26 protein-coding genes and 1 pseudogene are annotated in these 25,121 nt (G+C 63.3%); 12 read left to right on the forward strand and 15 right to left on the reverse strand.

Going from position 1 to position 25,121, the window contains the following annotated elements:
- On the forward strand, positions 1-523 hold a 523-nt coding region (locus tag WAN02_RS23140), incomplete at its 5' end, for a PucR family transcriptional regulator (RefSeq protein ID WP_422266761.1).
- A gap of 20 nt (positions 524-543) precedes the next feature.
- On the opposite strand, the gene WAN02_RS23145 is transcribed toward WAN02_RS23140, so the two are convergent.
- The 11 genes from WAN02_RS23145 to WAN02_RS23195 form a co-directional block, all read right to left on the reverse strand.
- Complete coding sequence (locus WAN02_RS23145; RefSeq protein WP_422266763.1) at positions 544-2,241, reverse strand: FAD-dependent oxidoreductase; 1,698 nt, start codon at positions 2,239-2,241, stop codon at positions 544-546.
- A gap of 8 nt (positions 2,242-2,249) precedes the next feature.
- Positions 2,250-2,516: a UBP-type zinc finger domain-containing protein gene (locus WAN02_RS23150; protein ID WP_422266765.1), complete on the reverse strand. Its 267-nt coding sequence runs from the start codon at positions 2,514-2,516 to the stop codon at positions 2,250-2,252.
- Complete coding sequence (trxA, locus tag WAN02_RS23155; RefSeq protein ID WP_422266767.1) at positions 2,513-2,962, reverse strand: thioredoxin; 450 nt, start codon at positions 2,960-2,962, stop codon at positions 2,513-2,515. Before trxA ends, WAN02_RS23150 begins: the two co-directional genes overlap by 4 nt.
- Positions 2,963-2,974: 12 nt before the next feature.
- Positions 2,975-5,599 (reverse strand): ATP-dependent chaperone ClpB, encoded by a 2,625-nt coding sequence (clpB, locus tag WAN02_RS23160; RefSeq protein WP_422266769.1) that lies wholly within the window; start codon positions 5,597-5,599, stop codon positions 2,975-2,977.
- Positions 5,581-5,910: a chaperone modulator CbpM gene (locus WAN02_RS23165; RefSeq protein ID WP_422266771.1), complete on the reverse strand. Its 330-nt coding sequence runs from the start codon at positions 5,908-5,910 to the stop codon at positions 5,581-5,583. Before WAN02_RS23165 ends, clpB begins: the two co-directional genes overlap by 19 nt.
- Positions 5,907-6,821 carry a DnaJ C-terminal domain-containing protein gene (locus WAN02_RS23170; RefSeq protein WP_422266773.1) on the reverse strand — a complete coding sequence of 305 codons (915 nt, stop codon included), beginning with the start codon at positions 6,819-6,821 and terminating at the stop codon, positions 5,907-5,909. Before WAN02_RS23170 ends, WAN02_RS23165 begins: the two co-directional genes overlap by 4 nt.
- Before the next feature lie 7 nt (positions 6,822-6,828).
- Positions 6,829-7,365: a nucleotide exchange factor GrpE gene (locus tag WAN02_RS23175; RefSeq protein ID WP_422266775.1), complete on the reverse strand. Its 537-nt coding sequence runs from the start codon at positions 7,363-7,365 to the stop codon at positions 6,829-6,831.
- A 6-nt stretch (positions 7,366-7,371) separates the two neighbouring features.
- Positions 7,372-9,255, reverse strand: coding sequence for a molecular chaperone DnaK (dnaK, locus tag WAN02_RS23180; protein ID WP_422266777.1), 1,884 nt, complete (start codon positions 9,253-9,255; stop codon positions 7,372-7,374).
- A 137-nt stretch (positions 9,256-9,392) separates the two neighbouring features.
- Complete coding sequence (locus WAN02_RS23185) at positions 9,393-9,767, reverse strand: Hsp20/alpha crystallin family protein (protein WP_422266779.1); 375 nt, start codon at positions 9,765-9,767, stop codon at positions 9,393-9,395.
- 327 nt (positions 9,768-10,094) lie between these two features.
- Positions 10,095-10,328 (reverse strand): YncE family protein, encoded by a 234-nt coding sequence (locus WAN02_RS23190; protein WP_422266781.1) that lies wholly within the window; start codon positions 10,326-10,328, stop codon positions 10,095-10,097.
- Between the two features lie 62 nt (positions 10,329-10,390).
- Positions 10,391-11,215 carry a YncE family protein gene (locus WAN02_RS23195; protein WP_422266783.1) on the reverse strand — a complete coding sequence of 275 codons (825 nt, stop codon included), beginning with the start codon at positions 11,213-11,215 and terminating at the stop codon, positions 10,391-10,393.
- Between the two features lie 360 nt (positions 11,216-11,575).
- On the opposite strand from WAN02_RS23195, the gene WAN02_RS23200 reads away from it, so the two are divergent.
- The 6 genes and pseudogenes from WAN02_RS23200 to WAN02_RS23225 all read left to right on the forward strand — a co-directional run.
- Complete coding sequence (locus WAN02_RS23200; RefSeq protein WP_422266785.1) at positions 11,576-12,235, forward strand: MEDS domain-containing protein; 660 nt, start codon at positions 11,576-11,578, stop codon at positions 12,233-12,235.
- The gene (locus WAN02_RS23205) at positions 12,202-13,683 is read left to right on the forward strand and encodes a YHS domain-containing protein (RefSeq protein ID WP_422266787.1); all 1,482 of its coding nucleotides are present in this window, start codon (positions 12,202-12,204) and stop codon (positions 13,681-13,683) included. The genes WAN02_RS23200 and WAN02_RS23205 overlap by 34 nt, the downstream gene beginning before the upstream one ends.
- Positions 13,684-13,693: 10 nt before the next feature.
- Positions 13,694-13,930: a hypothetical protein gene (locus WAN02_RS23210; protein ID WP_422266789.1), complete on the forward strand. Its 237-nt coding sequence runs from the start codon at positions 13,694-13,696 to the stop codon at positions 13,928-13,930.
- On the forward strand, positions 13,899-14,582 hold the full coding sequence (locus tag WAN02_RS23215; protein WP_422266791.1) for a Rieske 2Fe-2S domain-containing protein: 684 nt from the start codon (positions 13,899-13,901) through the stop codon (positions 14,580-14,582). The genes WAN02_RS23210 and WAN02_RS23215 overlap by 32 nt, the downstream gene beginning before the upstream one ends.
- Positions 14,583-14,650: 68 nt before the next feature.
- On the forward strand, positions 14,651-15,577 hold the full coding sequence (locus WAN02_RS23220) for a toluene hydroxylase (protein ID WP_422266793.1): 927 nt from the start codon (positions 14,651-14,653) through the stop codon (positions 15,575-15,577).
- A gap of 714 nt (positions 15,578-16,291) precedes the next feature.
- Positions 16,292-16,471, forward strand: a pseudogene (locus tag WAN02_RS23225) (DJ-1/PfpI family protein); the annotation flags it as partial.
- A gap of 128 nt (positions 16,472-16,599) precedes the next feature.
- Here WAN02_RS23225 and WAN02_RS23230 read toward each other — a convergent pair.
- From WAN02_RS23230 to WAN02_RS23245, 4 genes are read right to left on the reverse strand one after another with little or no spacing between them, the layout of a single operon-like run.
- Positions 16,600-17,730, reverse strand: a complete 1,131-nt coding sequence (locus WAN02_RS23230) for a dihydrodipicolinate reductase (protein ID WP_422266795.1) — start codon at positions 17,728-17,730, stop codon at positions 16,600-16,602.
- Positions 17,731-17,755: 25 nt separating this feature from the next.
- The gene (locus tag WAN02_RS23235) at positions 17,756-18,535 is read right to left on the reverse strand and encodes a mycofactocin-coupled SDR family oxidoreductase (RefSeq protein WP_422266830.1); all 780 of its coding nucleotides are present in this window, start codon (positions 18,533-18,535) and stop codon (positions 17,756-17,758) included.
- A gap of 41 nt (positions 18,536-18,576) precedes the next feature.
- Positions 18,577-19,650 (reverse strand): dihydrodipicolinate reductase, encoded by a 1,074-nt coding sequence (locus WAN02_RS23240; RefSeq protein WP_422266797.1) that lies wholly within the window; start codon positions 19,648-19,650, stop codon positions 18,577-18,579.
- 17 nt (positions 19,651-19,667) lie between these two features.
- The gene (locus WAN02_RS23245; protein WP_422266799.1) at positions 19,668-20,456 is read right to left on the reverse strand and encodes an SDR family NAD(P)-dependent oxidoreductase; all 789 of its coding nucleotides are present in this window, start codon (positions 20,454-20,456) and stop codon (positions 19,668-19,670) included.
- A 136-nt stretch (positions 20,457-20,592) separates the two neighbouring features.
- On the opposite strand from WAN02_RS23245, the gene WAN02_RS23250 reads away from it, so the two are divergent.
- The 5 genes from WAN02_RS23250 (at position 20,593) to WAN02_RS23270 (ending at position 25,099) form a co-directional block, all read left to right on the forward strand.
- Positions 20,593-21,195, forward strand: a complete 603-nt coding sequence (locus WAN02_RS23250; RefSeq protein ID WP_422266801.1) for a TetR/AcrR family transcriptional regulator — start codon at positions 20,593-20,595, stop codon at positions 21,193-21,195.
- A 57-nt stretch (positions 21,196-21,252) separates the two neighbouring features.
- Complete coding sequence (locus tag WAN02_RS23255; RefSeq protein ID WP_422266802.1) at positions 21,253-21,948, forward strand: hypothetical protein; 696 nt, start codon at positions 21,253-21,255, stop codon at positions 21,946-21,948.
- A gap of 62 nt (positions 21,949-22,010) precedes the next feature.
- Positions 22,011-22,613 carry a TetR/AcrR family transcriptional regulator gene (locus tag WAN02_RS23260; protein ID WP_422266804.1) on the forward strand — a complete coding sequence of 201 codons (603 nt, stop codon included), beginning with the start codon at positions 22,011-22,013 and terminating at the stop codon, positions 22,611-22,613.
- Positions 22,614-22,766: 153 nt separating this feature from the next.
- A complete protein-coding gene (locus WAN02_RS23265) occupies positions 22,767-24,299 on the forward strand; it encodes a nitric oxide reductase activation protein NorD (RefSeq protein WP_422266806.1) in 1,533 nt (510 codons plus the stop codon).
- Complete coding sequence (locus WAN02_RS23270; RefSeq protein WP_422266808.1) at positions 24,296-25,099, forward strand: CbbQ/NirQ/NorQ/GpvN family protein; 804 nt, start codon at positions 24,296-24,298, stop codon at positions 25,097-25,099. The genes WAN02_RS23265 and WAN02_RS23270 overlap by 4 nt, the downstream gene beginning before the upstream one ends.
- The last annotated feature ends 22 nt before the right edge of the window (positions 25,100-25,121 follow it).

The following is a 25,121-nucleotide window of genomic DNA, read 5'->3' on the forward strand; positions in this document are numbered from 1 at the left end:
GGACCACACTGATCTCCATCGCGCCATCTCGGCCGACGTGGGCTCCAAACGCGGTTCGATCGGGCTCGGCTCTCTGGTTGACGCTCCCTCGGCACTTCCACGGTCCCTCTCAGAGGCGCAGCGCGCATTGAAGATCAAGCAAGCCTCCCCCACACCGTATGGCAGCCGACGGTTCGAAGACCTTGGCGTGTACCGCATCCTGGATTCGGGCGAAGGGCGGCCCGAGGTCCGCACTTTCGTGCAGGAATGGCTGGGTGCGTTACTCGACTACGATCGCACCAAAGGTGCCGAGCTGGTCAAGACCCTCGCGCACTACCTCGATTGCGGCGGAAACTACGATCTGACGGCAAAATCGCTGCAGATTCATCGCAGCACCCTGCGCTATCGGTTGGCGCGGATCCGCGACATCACCGACCGTGATCTGCAGGATGTCGATACTCGCCTCAACCTCCACTTGGCAACCCGGGTACTCGGCGTGCTCGGTGGAATCGATTCGACCGAAGACAGCCACCGGTTCGATTGAACTGACGCTGAACCGGAAGGTCAGGTCATGAGGTAGTTGTTGACCTGCCGGATCGACATGGCTCCCTCGCCGACCGCGGATGCCACTCGCTTCACCGACCCGCTGCGTACGTCTCCGGCGGCGAAGACACCGAACACACTGGTTTCCAAGAAGACCGGGCGGCGGACCGTGATCAGCTCGTTCGCGCCACCAATGTGATCCGCTGCGGCATGCCCGGTTTCGATGAAACCGTGGTCGTCGAGCGCGACCGTGCCGGCCAACCATCCGGTATTCGGGTCCGCCCCAATGAACACGAATAAGGCACGCGCCTTGATAGACTGCCTCGCACCAGTCCGATTGTTCTCGGCCACAACGCTTTTCAACGCTTCGTCGCCGTGGACTTCGCGGACTTCGGTGTTGAGACGGACCGTCACTCGCGGCTGTTGAACTATCCGGTCGACAAGGTAGCGTGACATGCTCTTGCCGAGGTCGTCCCCCCGGACCAGCAGATGTACCCGCGACACGCGACTTGCCAGGAACACGGCCGCCTGCCCGGCGGAGTTACCGGCTCCGACGATAACGACCGGGCCGTCACCACACAGCAGGGCTTCCTGATAGGTAGCGGCGTAATACACGCCGTTGCCGTGGAATGCATCGATCCCCGGTACGGCTAGGCGGCGATATCGTGCTCCGGTGGCCAGCACCGCGGAGCGGCCGACAGCCACGGTATCGTCGGCGAACACGATCTGGAGCTGTCCACCGTCGGATTCCAGCCGGATAGCCTCCGCGGACACCGAAACTCGCGCGCCGAACTTATCGGCCTGCAGGAATGCCCTTTCGGCAAGGTCCGACCCGGAGATTCCGGCTGGGAAACCCAGATAGTTCTCAATGCGCGACGTCGTCCCGGCCTGGCCGCCAACGGCGACGCGCTCTATCGATGCAGTCCGCAAGCCATCCGAAGCGCCGTAGACCGCAGCGCCCAGACCGGCCGGACCGGCGCCCACCACGATCAAGTCGCATTCGTCGCTGATCACGTCCGGCACGGCGAGCCCGACGACCCGAGCGAGCTCGACATTGCTGGGATTGCGCAGCACCTTGGTTCCCCAGATCACAACCGGCGTGCTCTCCGGCGGAATCCCAAAATGACGCAGCAGCCGTTCAGCGTCACGGTCATTTTCCAGATCCAACCATCGGTGCGGTAATCGGTTGCGGGTGGCGAATTCTCGTAAACGGGCAGAGTCGGGCGAGAAGCACGACCCGATAATCCGGAACCCGACGCCCTGCCCGATCAATAAGGAGCGGCGGACCAGATATGCACGCAAAACCAGGTCGCTCAGAATTTGATCGTGGGCGACCAGAGCACGCACGCGGCTGGTGGGCACCGCCAACACCTCACCCTCGACCACGACGACCGCGGTGTAGAACGCCGGCTGGCCTTCCAGATCGCCGAGCTCCCCCAGGAACCTGCCGGGTCCGTGCACACGCAGCACCCGCCTCTCACCGGAATCGTCATCGGTGACGATTGCGACTTTGCCTGACAAGATCAAAAACAACTCGTCGGATCGCGTCCCCTCGTGAATCAGGATTTCGTCAACGCCGACAGGCCGCTTGGTGCCTCCGGGACGCAGTGTCGCGATCTGGTCCTCAGTCAACCGTGGGTACGCACCGAACAGGTCCGGTGTCTCCTGCCACTCCTGGGTGCCCGCGACTGACGACTCAATGGACGTTACGTCAGACATCAGCCACCTCAGACGTAAGTTTCGTGAACATAACACCACCGCCACGATTCACCGGGCTCGAATGATCGGACAATGGGATGCTCTACTGTGTGCGCGTGTTTGCGTGCGTGGCGCATCGGAGACGAGTCGCAACAGCCGACGTGGCCGCAGGACAGACACAGCCGCAGATGCAGCCATGGGGTATGCAGACGCAAACATTCCTCGCAGCCTTCGGGAGTTCTGGGAGTGACACGGCGGATGGCCGCCAGGTCGGGGTCAACGAATATCGATGTCATGATCGCGCCTCCTTGGTTGTCGTTGGCACCGCCTGGTCGAGCCAATCACGCAGTGCGGCAACGGGTGCGGCGCCCGACTGACGCGCCAACAGCTGACCGTGGTCGATGAGCAGTAGGGTCGGAACCGCACGTACGCTGAAGCGCTGCGAGATCGCCGGTGCCGAGTCCACGTCCACCTTCACGAGTTTTAGGTTGCCCGCCCGCTCGCGGGCGAGCCGTTCCAACGCCGGGCTGACCATCCGGCACGGTCCGCACCACGTTGCCCACAAGTCGACCAGCACTGGGACCGTGGACTTTTCAACGATCTCAGCGAAATCGAGGTCGCCCGCATCGACCACCCACGGCAGCCAGTGATGACAGTTGGCGCAGCGCGGTTTACCGTCGGCAGCCGCCGGCACCCGGTTGCGTTTTCCGCAATTGGTGCATACCACCGTGGTGCTGTTCATGACCTGCCGCCTCTACGCCGCAACGGCGCTCTCTGCGTAACTGACCGCGAGTTCGCCGCCGTCTACTCTGACCCGGATCTTGCCGCCGGCGGCGATGTCGCCGCGCATCAACGCACGACCGATCTTGGTCTCGACCTCGTGGGCGATGTAGCGACGCAGTGGCCGTGCGCCGTACACCGGGTCGAAGCCATGTTCGGCGATCAGCCGACGAGCTTCCGGTGTGATCTCCAAGTCGATCTGCCTTTGCGCCAAGCGGTCTCGCAGCTCCTGCAGCTGTAGCTCAACGATCTGTTCTATCTGGGATAGCGCCAACGGGGTGAACAACACAATGTCGTCAACCCGGTTGAGAAATTCAGGCCGAAAGTGTGCCCGCAGTTCGGCCATCACCTGGTCGCGGGCGTCAGGCTTGATCTCGCCGTCGGCGGTCACCCCGTCTAGCAGATACTGCGAGCCGATATTGGACGTCATGATCACGACCGTGTTGCGGAAGTCGACCTGGCGTCCCTGTGCGTCGGTGAGCCGACCGTCGTCAAGCACCTGCAACAGCGCGTTGAAAATGTCGGCGTGCGCCTTCTCGATCTCATCGAAGAGTACGACCGAGTAGGGCTTGCGCCGTACCGCCTCAGTGAGCTGGCCGCCCTCGTCGTATCCGACATAGCCCGGTGGTGCACCGACCAAGCGGCTCACGGTATGCCGTTCCTGGTATTCGCTCATGTCTAGGCGCACTATGTTGTCCTGGCTGTCGAACAGGGCGGCCGCCAGCGTCTTCGCCAGTTCGGTCTTGCCGACACCGGTGGGCCCGAGAAAGATGAATGAGCCGATCGGCCGGCGCGGGTCCCGGATTCCCGATCGGGCCCGGATTACCGCATCGGCGATGAGTTGCACCGCCTCGTCCTGGCCGACCACCCGTTCGTGCAGGATTTCGTCCAGCCGCAAGAGCTTCTCGCGTTCGCCCTCCTGCAGGCGGGCCACTGGTATCCCGGTCCAGGCGGCCACGATTTCGGCGATCTCGTCGGCGTCGACGACTTCACGTAGCAGTGGCCGCTCCCCCTGCTTGGCCTTGAGTTGGTCTTCGGCCGCTTGCAGTTTGCGTTCGAGTTCCCTGATCTGCCCGTACCGCAACTCGGCTGCCCTGTTGAGGTCGTAGTTGCGCTCGGCTTCCTCCGCCTCATGCCGCAGTTGCTCCAGCTGTCCGCGCAGTTCCTGCACCCGACGGATCGACTGTCGCTCGGCATCCCACTGCGCGTGCCGCGCATCGGCCTCCGCCCGCAGATCGGCGAGTTCTTTGCGGAGTTCCCCGAGACGGGCCTTGCTGGCCGGGTCGGTCTCTTTCCCCAGTGCGGCGTCTTCGATCTCCAGCCGTGTCACCCGCCGGGTGATTTCGTCCAATTCCGCAGGCATGGAGTCGATCTCGGTGCGCAGACGCGCACACGCCTCGTCCACCAGGTCGATCGCCTTGTCCGGAAGGAACCGGTCGGTGATGTAGCGGTGCGACAGCGTCGCCGCCGCCACCAGCGCACCGTCTTGGATCCGCACACCGTGGAATACCTCCAGACGTTCGCGCAGGCCCCGCAGAATCGAGATGGTGTCCTCCACATCGGGTTCGTCCACCAGCACCGTCTGGAACCTTCGCTCCAGAGCGGCATCGTTCTCGATGTGCTTGCGGTACTCGTCGAGAGTGGTGGCGCCGATCATGTGCAGCTCGCCGCGGGCCAGCATCGGCTTGAGCATGTTGCCGGCGTCCAGGGACCCTTCCGCGGCGCCCGCACCGACCACGGTGTGCAACTCGTCGACAAACAGCAAGATGCGGCCCTCGCCGGCCTTCACCTCCGCCAGCACGGCTTTGAGCCGCTCCTCGAATTCGCCGCGGTACTTGGCGCCGGCCACCAGCGAGCCCATGTCGAGGCTGAAGATCGTCTTGTCCCGCAAGCCTTCCGGCACGTCACCACGCACGATCCGCTGAGCCAGTCCTTCGACGATCGCGGTCTTGCCGACACCGGGGTCGCCGATCAAGACTGGATTGTTCTTCGTCTTGCGGCTCAGTATCTGGATGACCCTGCGTATCTCGGCGTCGCGTCCGATCACCGGGTCGAGCTTGCCCGCCTGGGCCTCCGCGACTAGGTCGCGGCCGTATTTCTCCAGCGCTTCGTAGGACCCTTCCGGCGTCGCCGAGGTGACCCGCTGGTTGCCGCGCACCTTCGTCAGCGCCCCAAGGAACGCGTCGCGGGTCACGCCGTGAGACGCCAGAATCCGTCCGCTGGCGGTGGAACTGCCCTCTTCGGCGAGCGCGATCACCAGGTGCTCCACCGAGACGTATTCGTCCTTGAGCCGCTTGGCTTCTCGCTCGGCTGCCTCCAACACCTTGGCCAGTCTCGCGGTGATCGAAACCTGGCCCGGGAAGGCGCCCGGGCCGCTGACCTTGGGCCGGCGGTCGAGCTCACGTTCCAGGTCGGCGCGCAGCGCCTCGGTGTCGGCGCCCGCCTGCTCCAATAGCCGCGGCACCAAGCCCTGCGGCTGGTCGACCAATGCCAACAGCAGGTGCTCGCCGTCGACCTCGACGTGGCCCATCCGGGTGGCCAGAGCCTGCGCCTCCTGCAAAGCGTCCTGCGACTTTTGGGTCAGCTTGTTGATGTCCACAGCGATGTCCTCCTTTGGCGAGCCCCGGATTCCAGCTCCTCGATTCGGTCTAACAAGTCGAGCACCAGCCCGATCGCCGCGTAGTTGAGTCCGAGGCCTATTCGAAGCCGCTGAATGCGGGCGACGATGCGCAGCGCCGACGCGTCGAAGCGAAGCTGGCCGCGGGGGTTTCTTTGACAAGGCAGCAGCCCCAGTGTGACGAATCTGCGCACCGTGTCGGGGTGTAAGCCGGAGCGGCGGGCAAACGTGTCCAGATCCATTCCGGGCCGCCGCGCCAGCACGTAGCGCACTGACGGCGTCGTCGCGGTCATCGCCCTCTCCTCGCGTCGAACGTGGACACCGTGGCCAGCTGCTCGAACAACTCGCGCTCCTGCTTCGTGGGTTTCGGCGGCACGACGATCTTGACCTCGGCGTAAAGGTCGCCGGGTTTGCCCCGCGGATTGGGCATCCCTTCGCCGCGAAGCCGCAACCGTCTGCCCGTCGACGAACCCGGCGGCACCTTGACTTTCGCCTCGCCGCCCGGGGTGTGGACGGCAACGGTGGCACCCAGCACCGCCTCCCACGGCGACACTGGCAGATCGGTCGCGATGTCGCGTCCGTCCAGCCGGAACCGACGATCCGGTGTGACCCGCACGACCAGGTACAGGTCTCCGGCCGGTCCGTCGCCGCTGCCCCTTCCGCCCTCGCCGGCGAGCCTGATGCGCTGTCCGTCGATCACCCCCGCAGGGATGCTCACCTGATAACTGCGGCCGTCCAGCGTGATCGAACGCCTACCGCCCCGATAGGCTTCCTCTACAGTCAGCTCGAGCTCGGCCCGCTGGTCGGCACCGGGAATCGGCCCGAATCCGCCGCTGCCGCCTAAGAAATCACCGAAGAGATCTTCGATATTGACGCCGCTGCGGCCGCCGAAGCCCTGACCGAAGCGCACCCTGGTGCCGGACGGCGCCCCGGCGCGGAAGCCGCCGAACCCCGCGCCGACTTGCTCGTCGTAATCCTCGGGCACCCGGCGGAAGTCTTCACCGAATCGGTCGTAGCGTTTCCGGGTGTCCGGGTCGGACAGCACGTGATAAGCCTCGTTGAGCTCCTTGAACCGATCCTCAGCGCCGGGGGCGGAGTTGACGTCGGGATGGTATTTGCGCGCCAACGTCCGAAACGCTTCCTGGAGCTGCTCGTGGGTCGCATCGCGCGACACCCCGAGAACCTCGTAATAGTCACGCGCCACGGCGCTTTCACCCCTCGCGGCCGCTGACGACCACTGACGCCGGCCGTAGCTGCTGGGATCCCTTGCCGTAACCCGGGCGCAGTACCCCAAGCACGGTTCCCGGTGCGCTGCCGCCGTTTTCGGTCACGTTGACCACTTCGTGTCGCTCCGGGTCGAACGGCACACCTGTCTCGGTGTCGCGCGGGTAGCCGAGGTTGTCCAGCACCTGCACCGCCTGGTCGAGGATGGCTCGCACGCCGGCGACGACCGAGTCGGCGTCGCCTGCCGAATGGTGCAGTGCCCTTTCCAGATTGTCGACGACGGGAAGCCAGGCCCCGGCTACCTTGGACCGTTCGAGTTTGCGCTCGCGGTCGAGTTCACGGGCATACCGTTTGCGCAGGTTGTCGAGGTCGGCGAGTGCGCGGCGCCAGCGATCCTCGAGCCTCGCCAGCTCGGCGTCCGAGTTACTCTGCGGGCCAACGGTTTCAGGCGATGGGTCAGCCGGCGTTCCGACTGGGTTCTCGCGGCTCTCCTGAGTTGTCGACTGCTCTGCGGGGGTGCCCACGGTGGTTCAGCTCCGGTCGAATTCGGCGTCGACCACGTCGTCGTCAGCTGCCTGCGAACCCTGGCCGTTACCGCCGGTGTCGCCGTTTCCCGCAGTTGCCGGCGCCGGTTGCAGCCCGTAAAGCACCTGCTGCAGCTCCGACGTCAGCGATTGCACCCGCTCCGGTGGCGCCTCCTCTTTGATAGCCTGCCGCGCGTCGCCGACCAGCATTTCGGCGCGCGCCCGCTCGTGCGGCGGCGCCGCGTCGCCCAGCTGGCTAAGCTTTCGCTCGACCTGGTAGGCAGCCGAATCGAGTTCGTTGCGTGCCTCGACCGCCTTGCGCAACTGCTCGTCTTCGCGGCGGTTCGCCTCGGCATCCGAGACCATCCGCTCCACTTCGGTTTTGTCCAGGTTCGACTGCTCGCTGATCGTGATGCTCTGCTCGGCGCCGGTGTCTTTATCCCGTGCCGTCACGTTCAAGATGCCGTTGGCGTCGATGTCGAAGGTGACCTCGACTTGCGGCTCACCCCGCGGCGCCGGGCGGATGTTGTCCAACTTGAACCTGCCGAGCACCCGGTTGTCTCTGGCCAGCTCCCGCTCGCCCTGCAGCACAACGACATCGACTGCAGGCTGGCCGTCTTCGGCAGTGGTGAACACCTCGCTGCGCCGGGCCGGGATCGTGGTGTTGCGTTCGATGAGCTTGGTCATGACTCCGCCGCGGGTTTCCACCCCCAGCGACAGTGGTGTGACGTCAAGTAGCAAGACGTCGGACACCTCACCCTTGAGCACACCGGCCTGGACCGCAGCCCCCAGCGCGACCACCTCGTCCGGATTGACGCTCATGTTGGGGTCCTTGCCCCCGGTTAGGCGACGAACCAACCCCTGGACGGCGGGGATACGAGTCGACCCGCCGACCAGGAGGACCTCGTCGATGTCGTTCGCCGTGACCTTGGCGTCGTCCATCGCCTGCTTCACCGGACCCATGCAGCGTTCCACCAGATCGGCCGCGAGATCCTCGAACTTTGACCGCATGATGGTCGTCGTCAGATGCTTCGGACCGCTCGCGTCGGCGGTGATGAAAGGCAGGTTCACCTGAGTCTGCGCAACCGTGGACAGCTCTACCTTGGCCTTCTCGGCCGCTTCGAACAACCGCTGCAATGCCTGCGGGTCCTTGCGCAGGTCGATGTTGTTGTCGCGTTGAAATTCGTCGGCCAGGTAGTCGACCAGTCGGCGGTCGAAGTCGTCACCACCGAGGTGCGAATCACCAGCGGTAGCGCGCACCTCGACCACGCCGTCGCCCACGTCCAGCAGGCTGACATCGAACGTGCCGCCACCCAAGTCGAAGACCAACACGGTCTCGTGGCCTTTCTTGTCCAATCCGTAGGCCAGCGCCGCGGCGGTGGGCTCGTTGATGATGCGCAGCACCTGCAGGCCGGCGATCCGCCCGGCGTCTTTGGTGGCGTTGCGCTGGGCATCGTTGAAGTACGCCGGAACAGTGATCACCGCTTCCTTGACCCGCTCGCCCAGGAACTTGCTGGCATCGTCGACGAGCTTGCGGAGCACTTGTGCGCTGATCTCCTCCGGCGCGTACTTCTTACCGCGTATGTCGAAACGGACAGCATCGCCGTCGCCTTTGACGACGTCGAAGCTGACCGCTTTGGCCTCTTCCGAGATTTCGTCGAAGCGCCGGCCGATGAACCGTTTCGCCGAATAGATGGTGCCCTTGGGATTCATGATCGATTGCCGTCTGGCCAGTTGGCCGACTAGTCGTTCACCGCTTTCGGTGAACGCCACCACAGACGGTGTCGTGCGGGCACCTTCGGCGTTGGGGATGACGATCGGCTCGCCGCCCTGCCAGGCCGCTATCACCGAGTTGGTCGTACCGAGGTCGATTCCTACTGCAGTTGCCATTGCTTTTCCCCTCTAGTTTGTGCTGCCAGTCAGCAGCGGCCTTACGCGGTCAGCCTGGTCGACATCGGCACCACCCAGCGTGAAAATGCTTACGTCACAAGGGCGGTCAACGCGTGTCGGCATAGTTGTCGAAGTAGCTAAGCGCTAACGGGTTGTCTGACTTCGGATTTCGCGTCAACGGCGTGCGGCGTTTCCGTCGATCGGTCGATTTCGATCTTGCGGGGCTTGCTCGCCTCCGAAACCGGAATTGTCAGGGTCAGCACGCCGTGGTCATACTTCGCCGTCAGCTTGTCCGGATCGAGGTTGTCCCCGAGGAAAAGCTGCCGACGGAACTCGCCCTGCGGCCTCTCGTCGATGATCACCTCGTCGCCCGCCTGCCGCAGAGGTTGGCGACGAGCGCTCAGTTCAATGACGTTGCGTTCGACGGTGACGTCTACATCCTCCTGGTTAACGCCCGGTACATCAATGGCGACGATGAACTGGTCACCACGCCGGAAGGCTTCCATCGGCATTGTTCGTGGCGTCCGAGCGCTTGTCAGCGCCTGATCGGCGAGCCGGTCAAGTTCGCGGAACGGGTCGAATCGCATGAGAGTCATTGCGTCTCCTTAAATTGTGAGTGTTCGGGGGCACAAACCGGGTGGGTCAAGCCCACATCGGTACGCCTCTATGCAGTTAGCCTTCCAATCGGATTGCGTTTGCGCGTGCGCCCAGCGGGGTGAAAACCGACGAGCGGATTCGTCCTGCCAGCACAAGTCACCGTCGAGAGCCGAACGAGCACTGGCGGTCTTACTACTGGCTGCGACACCGGCGGCCTCCCGGGCGATGCACGACGATGAGTCTCAGGTGTTGCCGAGCAGGTCGCGCAGCATTGGCACCGAGATCACCGCGACGGCGCGGGACCAGTAGTCGCCCACGTAGACACGCTCACCGTCTGCGCTGACCGCCACCGCCTCTGGATGGCTGAGCACGTCGAGGGTCGCGGTGATCGAGTTGGTGATGGTATCCATCAGCGAGATCGTGCCATCGCCGAGATTGGCGCTGTAGGCGTGCTTTCCGTCGGGACTGAGCTGCAAACCTCTTGGTAGGTCGCCGGTAACGAGGTCGTATGCGTCATGGGTCGTCGTGTCGATCGCGGTCAGTGAATGCCATTGCTCACATAGGTATGGGTGCCGTCCGGGGTGAACACGATGCCCAGCGGAGCGTCCCGCAGGCCGACCGCGGTAACGGCGCCGGTCGCCAAGTTGACCAGCGAGACCGAATGCGTGTCGTAGTGGGTGATGGACAGGCAGGTGCCGTCCGGACTCACGGTTACAGTCTCCGGACAAACGCCGACCGTGATGGCGTCGGCGACGGTACCGCTAGCGGCATCGATGATAGTCAGCCGGCCCGCCGGATACTGATAATAGGTGCGGCGGTCATATGAAACCGCATACAGCAGGGTCCCGGCAGGGCTGATCGCAAGTCCGGCGACATCGTTGATGAGTATCTTGAAAACCGTTGTTCCACTGGCAATGTCGATTGCCGTGACAACGTCAGCGTCCCCTGTATCGGAGGGCTGGCGATGGGCAGCGTAGACGTAGCGTCCGTCCGGGCTGACCACCACATCCGAAACACACCGGTCTCGCAGGGTTTTGACGGTGTAAGTGTCGGTATCGACGACCGATACCGACCCCCCGCACTGACTGACCATCAATTGTCTGCCATCGGCGTCCATCAGCAGGTTTTTCGGATGATCGGGCAGCGGAATACTGGCCACCACGCGTTGCTCACCGTTGAGGACCGCGACCGACTTGGATAGGGCAACATAGGCGTGCTCGCCGTTGCGACTCACAGCGATGTCGTGGACGTGACCATTGACCGGGATCGTTGAAATGGCGGTTTCCATGGGTTCGCAGTCGTTGGTGTCAATTGGCAGGCTGCCGATCCGGCCCCTGGCAAACGTGAACCGGCCGAAGGGCATCTGTACCGCCGGCCATCCCCTCGACAACCCCGATTCCGGCGGGGAGGCGACGAGTCACGGCTTCCCCTAGCGCGCAGTAAGAATTGGTATCGGTCGGCGCTACCCCAACGGACTCAGACGTCGGAGAAACGCCAACATTGACGAAGTCTGGCAGTCGGAGATGACCTGCGCGTGCGCCCGATGGGCCGAAAACAACGGTGCGAGCTGCCCCGCCAGGGGTAGGGGGACCGTAAAGATTATGCGAGAGGCGAAACTGCACCCGCCACTAAGCCGGGACCTCGACTACGCTGACCAAATCTCGTTGATAGGGGGACGGTGTCTCCTAGTATCGCGTTGGGAGTGAACGGCCTCGAGGCCCAGGTGGGCGATCACATCTGCGGCCTCTATGCAGGCCAGTCGCAACGTGACCAGGTGCTGATCCCGTTCCTGGAGGCGGGGCTGACCGCAGGCGATAAATGCATCTGCGTGTTCGATGAGACCGATCCGGCCAAAATTTTCAAGAAGCTCGGGCACAACGTGGCTACGTCCGCGTCAGCCGCCCCCCAGCTCGAAGTGATACGGGCGGCTGATTTGTACCTGCGGTCAGGCCGATTTTGCGCCGACGAGATCATCGGCGCATGGAAAGCCGCAATCGCGGATGCGATGTACGACGGGCGGTTCGACCTTGTGCGCGCGGTCGAGACCTGGTCGCGGCGAGACGTTGTGCCTGATATGCACGAGTTGCTCCTGCTGGAGTCCGAAATGAACCGGTACTTGCCGCTCTACCCGCAGGTCGTCGTTTGTCTATATGACATCGACCGTTTCGGCGCCGGAATCATCGTCAATCTGCTCAAGACGCACCCCCGCATGCTGGTTGGCGGGATGCTGATCGAAAACCCGTACTTCACGACACCCGATGAACTCCTGGCTGGCGCAGCAAGCGACCTAGTACCCGATAAACCCGCGGCCGGGTACGACTCCAACACGGAGATTGCCGAGGCAGCGAAATGGTACTTCGAAGAGACGACTGGCTCGACATAGCGCGCAAGGTCGACTGGACCCCCCGCTACGTCGATGAACGCAGCCTGTTTCCTGAACAGGTCAGCGGCCGCCCCTGGCTGGCCCATGAGGCCTGGCAGGGCTGGAGCGAGGCCTACCGCACCACCTACCGAGAGTATGTGGCGAATCAGCGGGAAAAAGACGCGGCCGTCCTCGGAGTACGTGCGGCACTGTCGAAGCCGCGGCTGCTCGACGAACTCGACCCGGGTTGGCTGGAGTTGGTCAAATTTCACAATGGTGCGATCGCTCTGGCTGAATATGCCGGCGCGATCGCCGAGTTGCGCATGGCTCGGTTCGGCCGTGACAGCGCCTGGCGGATGATGGCGACCCTCGGCGCTCTCGACGAGATCCGCCATACCCAGATTCCGCTGCTGATCGGCAGCGACTTGCTCTCGCACGACGGGAACTTCGACTGGACGCATAAGGCCTACCACACCAACCAATGGGTCATTCTTGCCGCACGCCACCTTTTCGACGACATGTTCCTCGCGGCCGACGCACTCGACCTCGCCATCCAGCTCAACTTCGTCTTCGAGACGGGCTTCACCAACCTGCAATTCATGGCCATGGCGGCCATGGCCGATCGCGCCCACCACCATCTATTCGAAAAGACGCTGGCAAGCATTCAGACCGACGAGGCCCGCCACGCCCAGATCGGCCACCCGGTGATGCGGACGCTACTGGACAACGGATCGCGTCAGCGCGCCCAATACCTCGTCGACAAGATGTGGTGGCGATGTTGGCGGTTGTTCTTGGCGCTGACCGGAACTGCGATGGAATACCTCACCCCGCTGGATGCGCGGACGCGCTCGTTCAAAGAATTCATGACCGAGTGGGTAACTGAGCAGTTCATGAAGAACCTCGCCGAATTCGACCTTGAAAAACCTTGGTTCTGGGACCTTTTCGTGGAGGAGCTCGACTACGCGCACCACAGCTTTCAGCTGGGCCTCTACACCTACCGGACAACGTTGTGGTTCGACGTTGCGTCACCCAACGCGGCTGAACGATCATGGCTGAACGACAAATACCCGCGATGGAACGAGGTCTACGCGCCACTGTGGGATCAGGTGGAAGAACGTTGGCAGGGCAGCGGTGAGACGAACACGCTGTCCTACGGTCTGCCGGCGCTGTGCAACCTCTGCCAGCTCCCGACCCTGTTCGTCAGACCCGGTCGCAACACCGCCTGCACGCTCGAGATGCATGGCCGGCGATATCTGTTCTGCTCGGAACCGTGCCGTTGGATTTTCCAGCAGGAGCCCCAACGTTTCGCCGGCCACAAAAGCGTCGTCGACCGGATCGTCGCGGGCGAGGCGCCCGGCAAGCTCATCGATCTGCAGGAGTGGATGGGCCTGACGGAGCCCGCGGAGAACGGCAAGGATCTGCGCCGCGGTCTGGATCCATGGCGCCTCGACCCCATCCCGACAGTGTGAGGCGACGGCGGTGCGCGTCTACTTGTTCGGCTACGCCAGCGACGACTTCGTGGGGCGCGTGATCGTCACACCTAACGAACGCACGGTGGCCGAGCTGGGGCGCCAGCTGGTGGCCTGGGGCCTGGGGCCAGAGCGACAGGGAGCTATAGCAGTACGCAACGAAAGCGGCGAGATCCTCGAGCCGGCCGACACTATCGCACAAGCAGGGCTGAGCAATGGCGACATCTTCACGGTCGAGCGCGGCTGACACACCTTCGGCGGTCTGGCGATACGCCGGAACCCTCGACGACTTGTGGGAAGGCGAGGTGCGCGGCGTTAACCTCGGCGGCGTCGACGTCGTGCTGTGCAACGTCGACGGCGCACTGTTCGCATATGAGGACCGGTGCCCTCACCTGGCAAATCCCCTCTCCCACGGCGTCCTCAACCACAACACGCTGAGGTGCGCCGCGCACGAATGGGAATTCGATGCGCGGACCGGCCAGGGGGTGAACCCGCAAGCCGCGCGTCTGAAACCCTTCCCGGTTCGACTCGACGACGAGCGGATCTTCATCCAGATACCGTCGGAATCGGCGCGCCGGGTAGACGACCCCGATCGGCGGGTGGGCCCGGTGTTGCACGCCACGCCGTTCGCGCATGTGGTGGCCGCCGTCATCGAGGAGGAGAACGACGACGTCGTTGTGCTCGATGAAGGGGCCTACCTGCGCGTGCTGGCGCCCGGCACCTGCCGCTTGTCAAGGGCCGCCCTGGAGGCCGCAACCGGGCCGGCCATTCGGTTCCCGGGCGACCTCGAAGTCGTGATGTCGTCGTTCGCTGGTGTTTTGAAGCTGACTGACGACGACGTGGTCTGGACGCTTGTGACCGAACCGGCGGCGGGCGATCCGCCGGCCCGCGACAAATGACAACTCCTGGCCGCAAGACCTACACGCGGCTCGCGGCAGGCCGGCGTATCCCGCTCGAGTATGAGCTGTTGAGCACTGACCTTCACTACAACTACCCACGTCGGTTCGAGCTGACGGCCGACCTTCCCGTCGTCGACTGGTATTACCGCCACCGTGAAGGCGCGACCCTGCAAGCACAGAACTGGGAACAGTTCGCAGACCCACGGCGGACCACGTATCGCGCATACACCCAGGTGCAAGACGGACGCGAAGACGTTATCGACGGGCTCCTTCGGGAGATCGACGACACCGGCTACGACCGCCGGCTCGATGTCGACTGGCTGCGGTTCCTCGACCGCTGGTACTTCCCGCTTCGTTATCCCGTGCACGGTTTACAAATGCTTGCCGCCTACGTCGCGCAGATGGCGCCTGCTTCCCGCATCACGAACTGCGCAGCCTTCCAGGCCGCAGACGAGATGCGCCGCGTTCAGCGCATCGCCTACCGCACCGCGCAAGTCAACGGAGGCCCGCTCGACGCGGCGACGTTACGGCGACAACAGACTGCGTGGGAGGATGCGCCTGCGCTCCAGCCACTTCGCGAGCTCATCGAATACGCGCTGATCGCCTACGACTGGGATGAGGCTTTTGTCGTGACGAACGCGGTCATCAAGCCTCGAATTGATCGCCTGGTGAATCAAGAAATCGCCGGCGCCCTGGCAACGGCCAACGGCGATCCCATCCTGACCAGCATTCACTTCTCGCTCGACGAAGATGCCCGTTGGCATCGTGCGTGGACGGCCGCACTGCTGCGCCACCTGATCAGCGACACGCCTTCGAACGCCGACGCGATCTCCGCATGGCTAGATAAGTGGCAGCCACTGGCGTCCAATGCGCTCCACGCTGCCGCCGGCATCCTCGCCGACGCGCCGGTGACGATGGATCCCGCCGCGGCGGCCGCGCGCATCAATAACGATGTGTCGCGAGAAACTGCTTTGCTCTTCGCGACGCAAGCGTGATTGCGACGGATCACGCGGAGCCCGTCGGCGACCGCTACAGTTCCTCGACGTTGCCATCTGACCATTCGATGCGCGTGCCGTAGTTGGGATGGCGTAAATATGGATGGTGTAGAGGTCTTGTAACGAGTCCCACCACGCGCAACTTCGCGCGCCCAAGCGCCGGCGTTGCGCATAAAGCCATTGTCGACGCCTTGGTCTCCGCCTCGGCGGTGGCCGGAGAATGCGACATCTCATTCTGTTTGGTGGCATCGCATGCCAGTCCGGTCGTGAAAACATTGGCCGGAGCCGGTCTGATTGAGCGGTTCGAAGTCTTACCGACGGTGTGCGCAGCGACGGGCCACGGTTAACGGTTCGACGAGCGAAGCGTTTGCGAAGGGGCCTCGCCGAACAGTTGACGGTACTGCTGAGTGAATCGGCCGAGGTGCACAAAGCCTCAGCGGCCCGCCACCGCAGTAACGGCCGCCGGAGACCGGGTTTGCGACGCACGCCGGTCGTGTCCATCAAGGGCGCCCAATCGGGCGTCACCCCAGCGTTACCCGCTTGTCACGGCGGGACGAATACCGCTGAACAGATTTGCTCCGGAGGGAGCAGGAGATACACGTCCGCAAGGGCGAAGCTTGCATAAGCGAAAAATTCCCACTTACACACGTTGCTGAGTGGAGTACGACATGGCCGAAGGCCTGCAAAGTTTGAGAATCGCGCTGCTCGCAGCGAATGGCGTCGGCCAGGGTCGACGAGTACGAGGCGTTGCTGCTGCTGCCCGGGACGGTGAAATCTGATCGGCTTTCCAGCGACAATCGGGTGGTCTCCTTCGTGCGTGACTTCATCACTTCGGGGAAGCCGGTCGGGATCGTCTGCTACGGGGCGTGGACTCTGCTTGAAGCAGGAGTGGCCCGGGGCCTTTCACCTGTTGCGGCATTCTGGTCGATCTTCTCAGCGCCCCTCTTGCTTCATGTAGGTAATCCACTACTCAATTGGTGCCGCCGACAAAGTCGGCCCATTCACGTGCTCTCGGCGCAGCGCTACGGGCGGATGACCCCCCGCAGTGGCACCAATCCGAGTTCGTTGTGGCTCATGAACCCCGGCGGTGCATCCACGACGGCGGGAATCGCGTTAGCCGGGCCCATCGCGGTCCAGGTGTAGCCGGGCAACGCGTAGCCGCCGTTGGGATCCTTGGCCCCTTGCAGGATGAGCTCGGTGGATGAATCACCTTCGATCACGATGCGGTAGTGATAATGCTGCGGCCAGTCCTCTTGTGGCTCAATAGCATCGAAGGTGTCCATCGTGTAGATCTCGTGGAAGACGACAAGCGGCTTCTTGTTCACCCAGGACGTCCACTTATGGTGCTGGCGTGCAACGCTGCCTTTCTTGATCACGCCTTTGAACCCCGGCATGTCGCTCGTCTCCCCACCTTCGAACGGGATGTCGCGGGTGGCGACCCCGAGTTCGACTTCGGTGGTGTATCTCTCGACTGTCTTGCCCATTCCCTCGACGATCATGGCCATCGACTGTGCGAACAACGGCCATGCTTGCCCGAGCAGATTGGGGCCGTCCTCAAACCCGGCCGGATCACTGCCCATGCCCATCTCGTAGAGGTACTTCAAGGTGTCCCTGCCGAAGTTCACCACCTCGTAGATGTGGATGGTGTCGATCTGGCTGACGATTCGGGCCAGCGTGAGAACGAGCAGGTCTCCCGCGAAACCGGGATTGACACCGCCGGCGTGAAACGAGGTGCCGCCCTCGAGGCACGCGGCATGGATCTTGTCGATATCCGCTTGGCTGTGTTCGGTTCGGTACCACCACGCACCACCGGAGGCGACGACGTTCTTGCCTGCACGCAGCAGACGGCAGACCTCATCGGGATCAGACCACAGCGGCGCATAGAAGACGCAGTCGGCTTCCAGTGCCTCGATCGCGTCTTTGTCATTGGTGGCGAACACACCCGTCGGCGCCTTGCCGCAGAGCTCGCCGGCATCTTTGCCGACCTTCTCCGGGCGGTTGCAGAGCACTCCAACCAGTTCGTAGGCAGGGTTATGGGCAAAATGGCGGAGCGCTATGGTTCCGACGTTGCCCACGCCCCATTGGATTACGCGATATTTCTTGTCGACCGGCGACGTGATTGGCTTTGCGTGACCTTGCTCGACCGTCGTCATTGCTCCTCCTCCGAGTTCACTACCGCTAGTTGATCGACACTCCGGCATCGACTTTGAACTGCAGTCCGGTGACAAAACGCGATTCATCCGAGATCAGGTACAGCACCGCGTTGCTGACGTCTACGGGCTCGATGCACGGTGTCGGCATCGCGTTGACGAACATCGGTATCAGGTCCGGACGCTCTTCACCGAGAGTGGCACCGAACGACGGCGGAACCATTCCGGTGGGCGTCCCGGTGGGATGCACCGAGTTGACCCGAATGCTCTGTGCGGCAAGCTCATTAGCGAGCGCAATCGTCAGACCTACGACGCCGTGTTTGGAGGCGGTGTACGGAGTTTGAAGCGGGAATCCCTTGATCGCACCGGCCGAGCTGATATTGACCAAGCTCCCGCCACCTTGGACGAGCAGATGCGGTATCGCGGCGGCGCAGGTGTTCCACGTCCCAATGAGGTTCACATCGACCACGGTGCGCCAGTGGTCCGAAGTTGTTCTGTCCCAAGGGGCGACGGTCAGGACTCCGGCGTTGGCGACGGCGCTGTCCAACCCACCCAGTTCGTCAACGCCCTCGTCGACCGCCGAGCGCAATGCCGCTTCGTCGCGGACATCAGCGACTCGGCTCACGCAGCGACCGCCGTGCTCGATGACCAAACGCACCGTTTCGGCTAAGTCCTCCTGAGTAGCCAACTCGTATTCGATCTCCGGCAGGGACTTACAGAGGTCGATGAGAATGAGATCCGCGCCCTCCTCGGCGAGCCTGAGCGCGTGGCTGCGCCCCAAACCGCGTGCGGCACCGGTGATCAGCACTCGCTTGCCCGCCGCCCGTCCGCTCGACGGTCTAGGTTCTGTCACCACATCAGTCCGCGAATGATTTCTGCCGGCGGGATGTCTTCGACGGCAATCAGGCCTGCGGGAGCGCGGCAGACCCAGTCAATCGCATTGACCACCCGAGCAGCGGTCGAAAGACACCCCGCCTCGGTGACGTCAAGCCCTGGGTGTGACAGATGCGTGTTCAGCTCGACGCGAGGATCCCCGTCGACCACGACTCGGTGAACGCCCGGCCGGCCATCGGGCGGATAGAGCCAATCCGGGGCCGATTCAGCGGTGAGCCGCGTGATGTGTTCCATCGTGATCACCGGAACTCCGTCACGAACCCCTTCAACCGCGAACTTCACGGCGGCCATCTGTCCCGGCTCCACTGTCGCCATCTTGCATTCGATCTGTTTGTCGGTGTACCACGGCTCGATGCGTTGTCGAACCTCATCGAGTTGCACGCCCAGCTGATCGGCGAGGTTGCGCACCGCACCGCCCCACATCGTGGTGAGGACACCCGGCAGGAACAGCATCGGCGTATCGTCCTCGGCACTTACACCGAAACCCATTTGTTTGCCTGTGAATTCGTAGTCGTCGTAGTTGGCGTAGTCGAAAATTTCCTGAACGGTGATCGCCCGGGCGCGGGTAACCAGGCTCAGCGCGGAGTGCACCTCGGTGTCGCCGGAGTAGCCAGGATCGATGCCGTTCACATACAGCGAGGCGTTGCCGGCTTCGCAGGCTTGTTGCAGCGGCACCCGCAGCCAGTCGTCCGCCTGGCGAGGAGTCACCAGCCACACCATCGATGTCGCCACGATATTGATGCCAGCGGCAAGGAAGTTCGACATCTGTTCGATGACTTCCATCGGCCGCGTCTCACCTTGTGCGGTGTACACCACACAGTCCGGCTTCAACGCAATGAGCGCGTCGATGTCATCGGTCGCGATGATGCCGGTCGGCTCACTCAACCCGCACAGTTCGGCGGCGTCACGCCCGATCTTGTCCGGGCTGGCGGCATGCACACCGACCAATTCCAGATCGGGCCGACCGATGATCGCCGGTAACGAATGGACGCCGACATTGCCGGTCGAAAATTGAACTACTCTGCGCATCCTGCGTTCGTCCTTGATCAGTAGTCGGGAATCGGCAACGGCGAGTTGTTCGAGTCGATGCCACCGTCCACATGAAAGATCGCGTTGGTCGCGTAGCAGTCCCGGGTGGAGAGATAAACACACAGCCGCCCAAGGTCGGCGACGTCGCCCAGGCGATGCAGCGGCGTCGCCTCCTGCATCTTCTCCTGCGACCCAGGCATCAGGTCGAGACTCCCTTGCAGGCCGTCGGTGGCAAACGAGCCCAGCGCTATCGCATTGACGCGGACCTTCGGCGCAAGCTCCTGCGCCATCGCGCGGGTAAGGGCCTCAAGGCCACCTTTCGCGACGCAGTACGCCGTGAGCGCGCGGATGCCGAAACGGGCTGAGCCAGAGGAGATGTTGACGATGTTGCCGTGGCCGGCCTCGATCATGTGCGGCGCCACGAGCTGGCTCATGATGAATGCCGATGTAACGCACCAGTCGAAGGTGTGGCGGAAGTCCTCGTCGGTGATGTCGAGGAAGCGCGCGTACGTCGAACCCCCGACATTGTTGACCAGGATATCGATGCGCCCGAAGCTTTCCATCGCCGTAGCGACAACCCGATCACTGTCCGGACGGCTCATGGCATCGGCGACGAGCGCCAGTCCCTTGCCGCCGGCATCTTCGATACCGGCGATAGTTCCGCGGATGTCGGATTCCGTACGCGCAGTGCCGACTACGGTTGCGCCCGCCTCCGCGAGGACCCTCGCAATGCCCTGCCCGACGCCCTTCCCAGCGCCGGTAACGATCGCGACTTGGCCTTCCAGATTGAATTGTTCAAGCGCCATCCCAATCCTCTCGCCCGGTCGTGTGCTCATCTAACAAATAAAACTGACTAAAGTCAACGGAATGAAACGCGCAGGCGGCCGCCCCGGCGACTATTCTGCACACTGGGTAGGGACCCCGGATCAGAGGAAATGCACTATGGCAACGGTGGAAAAGCCGTCGGCGCGCGAGACCAAGCGCCTACAGACCCGGGAACGCCTACTGGGCGCTGCCATCGCCGAGTTCAAACGGGGCGGCATGGCAGATGCCGACGTCGGCTCGATCGTTACGGCCGCCGGAGTTGCGCACGGCACTTTCTTCTTTCATTTCCCGACCAAGGAACATGTGCTGTTGGAACTCGAACGGCGCGAAGAGGAACGCATCGCCAAACAGCTCGACCGCTATGTGGGCGCCGCGCACGACCTGTCCTCCACCCTCAAAGAGGCAGTTCGACTGATCCTGGGCCTGGAACGCCGCCTCGGCGCAAGCTTATTCAAAGACTTTCTTGCTCTGCACTTCTCGCAGACCCGCCCCGCCGACGAAAGCAAAGAGCACCCGGTCATCGTGCGGGTCGCCCAAGAGATCGAGCGGGCCCAACATCTGGGTCACGTTGCACCGGAGGTCGTTCCGGTGAACAGCGCGGTGTTCTTCCTGCTGGGTCTTTACGCGCTGCTGACCACGACACACGACTGGCCTACGCAGAGCGCGATGCTCGACGACTACGTGGCCAGCACGCTGCGCAGCCTTCAACGCAGTAACTGATTGACGACAGTCAGTCTCTGCGGGAAGATCGGGCCAGCCGATCGGTAGGAGGAGTCCTTGAATCCGCCCACATTGACCACCGCGGGCAGTCAGCTCGACGAACACTTCGAGCAGTCGCACCTCGCCCAGCGGCAGGCCGACAAGTGGCTCATCGCGGGCAGTATCCTCATCGGCACCGCGGCCCTCGGCATCTTCGGCCTGCCACTGTTTCTCCGCGGGGTGTGGTTGCTGCGCAAGGCGCGGCGCGACGGCCTGTCGGTCCGCCCGATGCTGGTGACGTTGCTTGGTTACCTGGTCATCATCGACGCCGCCATCAACACGGTCGGGTGGGCGCTCGACCTGGTCGCCAATCACACCATCCTGGCCCGAATCCTGTTGAACGGCTGGGGCGCAATGTTCGACGCCGGCTACTTCTGGCACTACAACGAGCTGTGGGTCGGCGGTGCGGCCGGGCCGGGCGAGAAAGCCCTCGAAGTGAGTTTGATCCTCACGGTGTTCACCATGCGGATCGCGGCCGCGATCGGCTTCCTGCAGATGAAGCGATGGGGCCAGCAATGGATGGTGATCACCTGCTGGATGGGCGTGCTGATCTGGTGCGTCTACGTGTTCAACATGACAATGTTCGCGGACGTGCGCTATGCCGGCGTCATCTTCCCCGTCGTGGGCTGGTGGCTCTACGACATCTTCTACATCACCCCATTCTTGGCCATCCCGTATCTGCACACCGTCAACCGCGAGATCTTCACCGACTAACTGGTTCGTTGTTGACTCTAATCATTGACTCTGGTCAGTAATCGCGCTACAAAGGCTGAACCATGACGCCACAGGTCAAGGCCACGGCACGCGAGGTGCGTCGGCGACAAACCCGGGAGCGCATACTCGGCGCGGCGATCACCGAGTTCAAGCGTTCGGGCATGACAGGCGCCGATGTGAACGCGATCGTCGCAGCCGCGGGCGTCGCGCACGGAACGTTCTTCTTCCACTTCCCCAGCAAGGAGCATGTACTCCTTGACCTGGAGTTCCGCGAAGAAGCACGCATCGCCGCGCAGTTCGCCACATACCTCGAGGAAGCACACGGGCTTGCTGCCGCGTTGACAGAAGTGGTCCATCTTGTGGCCGGCCTGGAGCAGCGGCTCGGCCCGCTGCTCTTCAAAGAGCTTCTGGCGCTGCATTTCTCGCCGACACGCCCCAATAAGGACAACTGGAGCGATCATCCCGTCATCGTTCTGCTCGTCGATGAGATCGAGCGGGCGCGAGGTGATGGCGAAGTTCATCCGGAAGTGGACGCCTTCTACAGTGCGACGTTCTTCCTGCTCGGCATCTACGGAGTACTCACCAGCACCGACAACGCTGACAAGCGCGACACGATGCTGACCAAACTGATCGCCACCGCCGTGCGCGGTCTGGAAGTCCGATGACCCAAGCGCGCATGCCACCACCCATCAACAAGGAGGTCTGAAATGGACTGGATCTGGGAGATACTGCGCTACGTCGCAGCCTGGGGAGGCACGGGGCTGGTCATCTGGTTCTGGTACTGGATGTTCTCGAATCTCGGCACGTTCTGAGCCTCGATGATCGAGCTTGCCGACGCACACGCAATGGCGATCGAACGCAGTTGCGCGGTCACGGCTGTCGCCCTCAGCGGGCGACGTCGCGAGGGTGTGCGCCTGGTGACCGGCGAGCACCGTGGGTTCAGCCTGAGTTCACAACTCGATTTCGTGCAGGTCCCATATCCATCAATCGAAAAGGGCTGGACGCGCAGGACCCTGACATGCGGTGTAGCACTTCAATGTTCACCGTCAAAGGAGCGACTCGCAACGTTTCGACTGCACGAGCTGTCGGCGCGCGAGTTGCGTGCGATCACTCTCGTCGAGGCCGGCGTGGCCCTGGGTTGGATCGCCTCGAACTGGCCCGGACTGCTCGTGGAAGCGCACCGGATGCTGCCGGACCTCCCAGCGTTGCCCGCCGATACGGATGCCGGCGAGATGGTCAACCGCGCGATCTCGATGTCGCGCAGCGGCGCGCAGCTGAGCATTCCTCCACTCGTGGGCCGATTGCCCCTGGCCTACACAGCGCCCCAGGGTCTGTCCGACAAGTTGCGTCGAAGCTTCGGCAGAATGCCTTGGACCACAACGCAGAAGCGCCTGCCGCGTCCGTACTCCGTTCCAGTCGGCGGCGACGGCGGCGTGCGCAATCCCAACCTCCCGCCGCCCAGCCGGCCTCAGGACAATGACCTCGATATCACTCCAGAGCACCGCCCGGGCATCCCCTACCCCGAATGGAATTCCTGGACAAAGAGTTTCATGCGAGACCATGTTGCCGTTCTCGAACGCACGCATGCCAGCACGACGCGTTCACCAGGTCCCGCGTCCGCAGAGCTGCGGAAATGGTTTGAAGAACGCACCCACCGGGCCATGAAGAACCGCCTGGAGGACGGCTCGGACCTCGACGTCGAGCAGTATGTGCGTCATTACATCGACCTCGCGACCGGCGACGCGCTCGAGCCGCGCATCTTTCGCGACTTGTTGCCCACCAGCCGCGACGTCAACACGGCGCTATTGCTCGACGGCAGCTCGTCATTGGGTGTGCACGGCGGACGGATCTTCAAGCTGGAGCTGGCCTGCGCCGACGCTCTGTCGAATGCGATGACGCTCGCGCGGGAACGCCACGGAATCTTCGTATTCACCGGCAACACGCGACACCGCGTCGAAGTGAACTGCCTCAAGGACTTCGACGATCGGCGGTTCGTGCCGCCGGGCCGACTCGGTCTGACCACTGGCGGCTACACCAGACTCGGCGCACCGTTGCGCCACTTGACCAGTCGGCTTCTTGCGCAGCCCTCCGAGCGCCGGCTGCTCATCGTGATCGGCGACGGCCTGATCTCCGATGAGGGCTACGAGGGTCGCTATGCGTGGGCCGACGTCGCGCACGCGGTCGAGGAAGCGAACGACGCGGGCGTCTCCATCTATTACCTCGGTGTCGGACCGACCCGCGTCGACCCGCTTCCCGAGGTCTTCGGACCCCTTCGCTCCCAACGCATCCGGCGAGTCGAGGAGCTGCCGAGGGTATTGGCCCACGTTCACCGTGAGCTGGTAAGCGCATGACCACCGACACCTACTACTCGAATGGCAACGAAGTCCAGTTGTTCGAGCAGGCCTATCAGCAACGGCTGCCGGTGATGCTCACCGGCCCGACCGGCTGCGGCAAGACACGGCTGGTCGAGCACATGGGCCTGCTGCTGAGCCGACCCGTGGTCACTATCAGCTGCCATGACGATTTGACCAGTTCGGACCTCGTGGGCAGGTTCATGGTGACCGGCGGCGATGTGGTGTGGACCGACGGCCCACTGACCCGGGCGGTGAAAGCCGGCGCGATCTGCTACCTGGATGAGGTCGTCGAAGCACGGCACGACTCACTGGCCATCCTGCATTCGCTGACCGACCACCGCCGTGCGCTCTACCTCGACCGGGCAGACGAAGTGGTCGAAGCGCCCGAAACCTTCATGCTCGTCTGCTCCTACAACCCGGCCTACCGCAGTTCCCTCAAGGAGCTCAAGCCGTCGTTCCGCCAGCGGTTCGTCACACTTCCGATGAAGTACCTGCCCCCGGACCGCGAAGCCGATGTGGTCGTCGCCGAAGCGGGCATCGAGCTTTCGACCGCGAGCAGGCTCGTTGCCTGCGCCACCGCCATCCGGACCGCCGACCACGCGTTCCACTTCGAGCCGCCGTCTACCCGCGTCCTGGTCACCGCCGCGCAGCTGATCGCCTCCGGTGCAAGCGAATTAGAGGCGGCCGAAGCCTGCATCCTCGCGCCACTGTCGACCGACGGCGCCATCAACGACGGCTTACGCGAGGTCGCGGTCGCCAGCCTCGCTCCCGCCGACAGCTCGCGCACGTCTCAGTAGCACAACCGCGAAAGGAGCCACG

Origin of the sequence: Mycobacterium sp. (genome assembly GCF_049281135.1) — a bacterium.
Taxonomy (GTDB): Bacteria; Actinomycetota; Actinomycetes; order Mycobacteriales; family Mycobacteriaceae; genus Mycobacterium.

Bases quoted from the DNA above. Each gene is read 5' to 3' on its own strand.
- trxA (WP_422266767.1), bottom strand. From the start codon at position 2,962: ATGAACAGCACCACGGTGGTATGCACCAATTGCGGAAAACGCAACCGG.
- WAN02_RS23265 (WP_422266806.1), top strand. From the start codon at position 22,767: ATGATCGAGCTTGCCGACGCACACGCAATGGCGATCGAACGCAGTTGC.
- WAN02_RS23245 (WP_422266799.1), bottom strand. From the start codon at position 20,456: ATGGCGCTTGAACAATTCAATCTGGAAGGCCAAGTCGCGATCGTTACC.
- WAN02_RS23270 (WP_422266808.1), top strand. From the start codon at position 24,296: ATGACCACCGACACCTACTACTCGAATGGCAACGAAGTCCAGTTGTTC.
- dnaK (WP_422266777.1), bottom strand. From the start codon at position 9,255: ATGGCAACTGCAGTAGGAATCGACCTCGGTACGACCAACTCGGTGATA.
- WAN02_RS23165 (WP_422266771.1), bottom strand. From the start codon at position 5,910: ATGACCGCGACGACGCCGTCAGTGCGCTACGTGCTGGCGCGGCGGCCC.
- WAN02_RS23150 (WP_422266765.1), bottom strand. From the start codon at position 2,516: ATGACATCGATATTCGTTGACCCCGACCTGGCGGCCATCCGCCGTGTC.
- WAN02_RS23205 (WP_422266787.1), top strand. From the start codon at position 12,202: ATGGTACTTCGAAGAGACGACTGGCTCGACATAGCGCGCAAGGTCGAC.
- WAN02_RS23240 (WP_422266797.1), bottom strand. From the start codon at position 19,650: ATGCGCAGAGTAGTTCAATTTTCGACCGGCAATGTCGGCGTCCATTCG.
- WAN02_RS23215 (WP_422266791.1), top strand. From the start codon at position 13,899: ATGGCGACATCTTCACGGTCGAGCGCGGCTGACACACCTTCGGCGGTC.
- WAN02_RS23230 (WP_422266795.1), bottom strand. From the start codon at position 17,730: ATGACGACGGTCGAGCAAGGTCACGCAAAGCCAATCACGTCGCCGGTC.
- WAN02_RS23250 (WP_422266801.1), top strand. From the start codon at position 20,593: ATGGCAACGGTGGAAAAGCCGTCGGCGCGCGAGACCAAGCGCCTACAG.
- WAN02_RS23185 (WP_422266779.1), bottom strand. From the start codon at position 9,767: ATGCCGATGGAAGCCTTCCGGCGTGGTGACCAGTTCATCGTCGCCATT.
- WAN02_RS23145 (WP_422266763.1), bottom strand. From the start codon at position 2,241: ATGTCTGACGTAACGTCCATTGAGTCGTCAGTCGCGGGCACCCAGGAG.
- WAN02_RS23195 (WP_422266783.1), bottom strand. From the start codon at position 11,215: ATGCCCTTCGGCCGGTTCACGTTTGCCAGGGGCCGGATCGGCAGCCTG.
- WAN02_RS23260 (WP_422266804.1), top strand. From the start codon at position 22,011: ATGACGCCACAGGTCAAGGCCACGGCACGCGAGGTGCGTCGGCGACAA.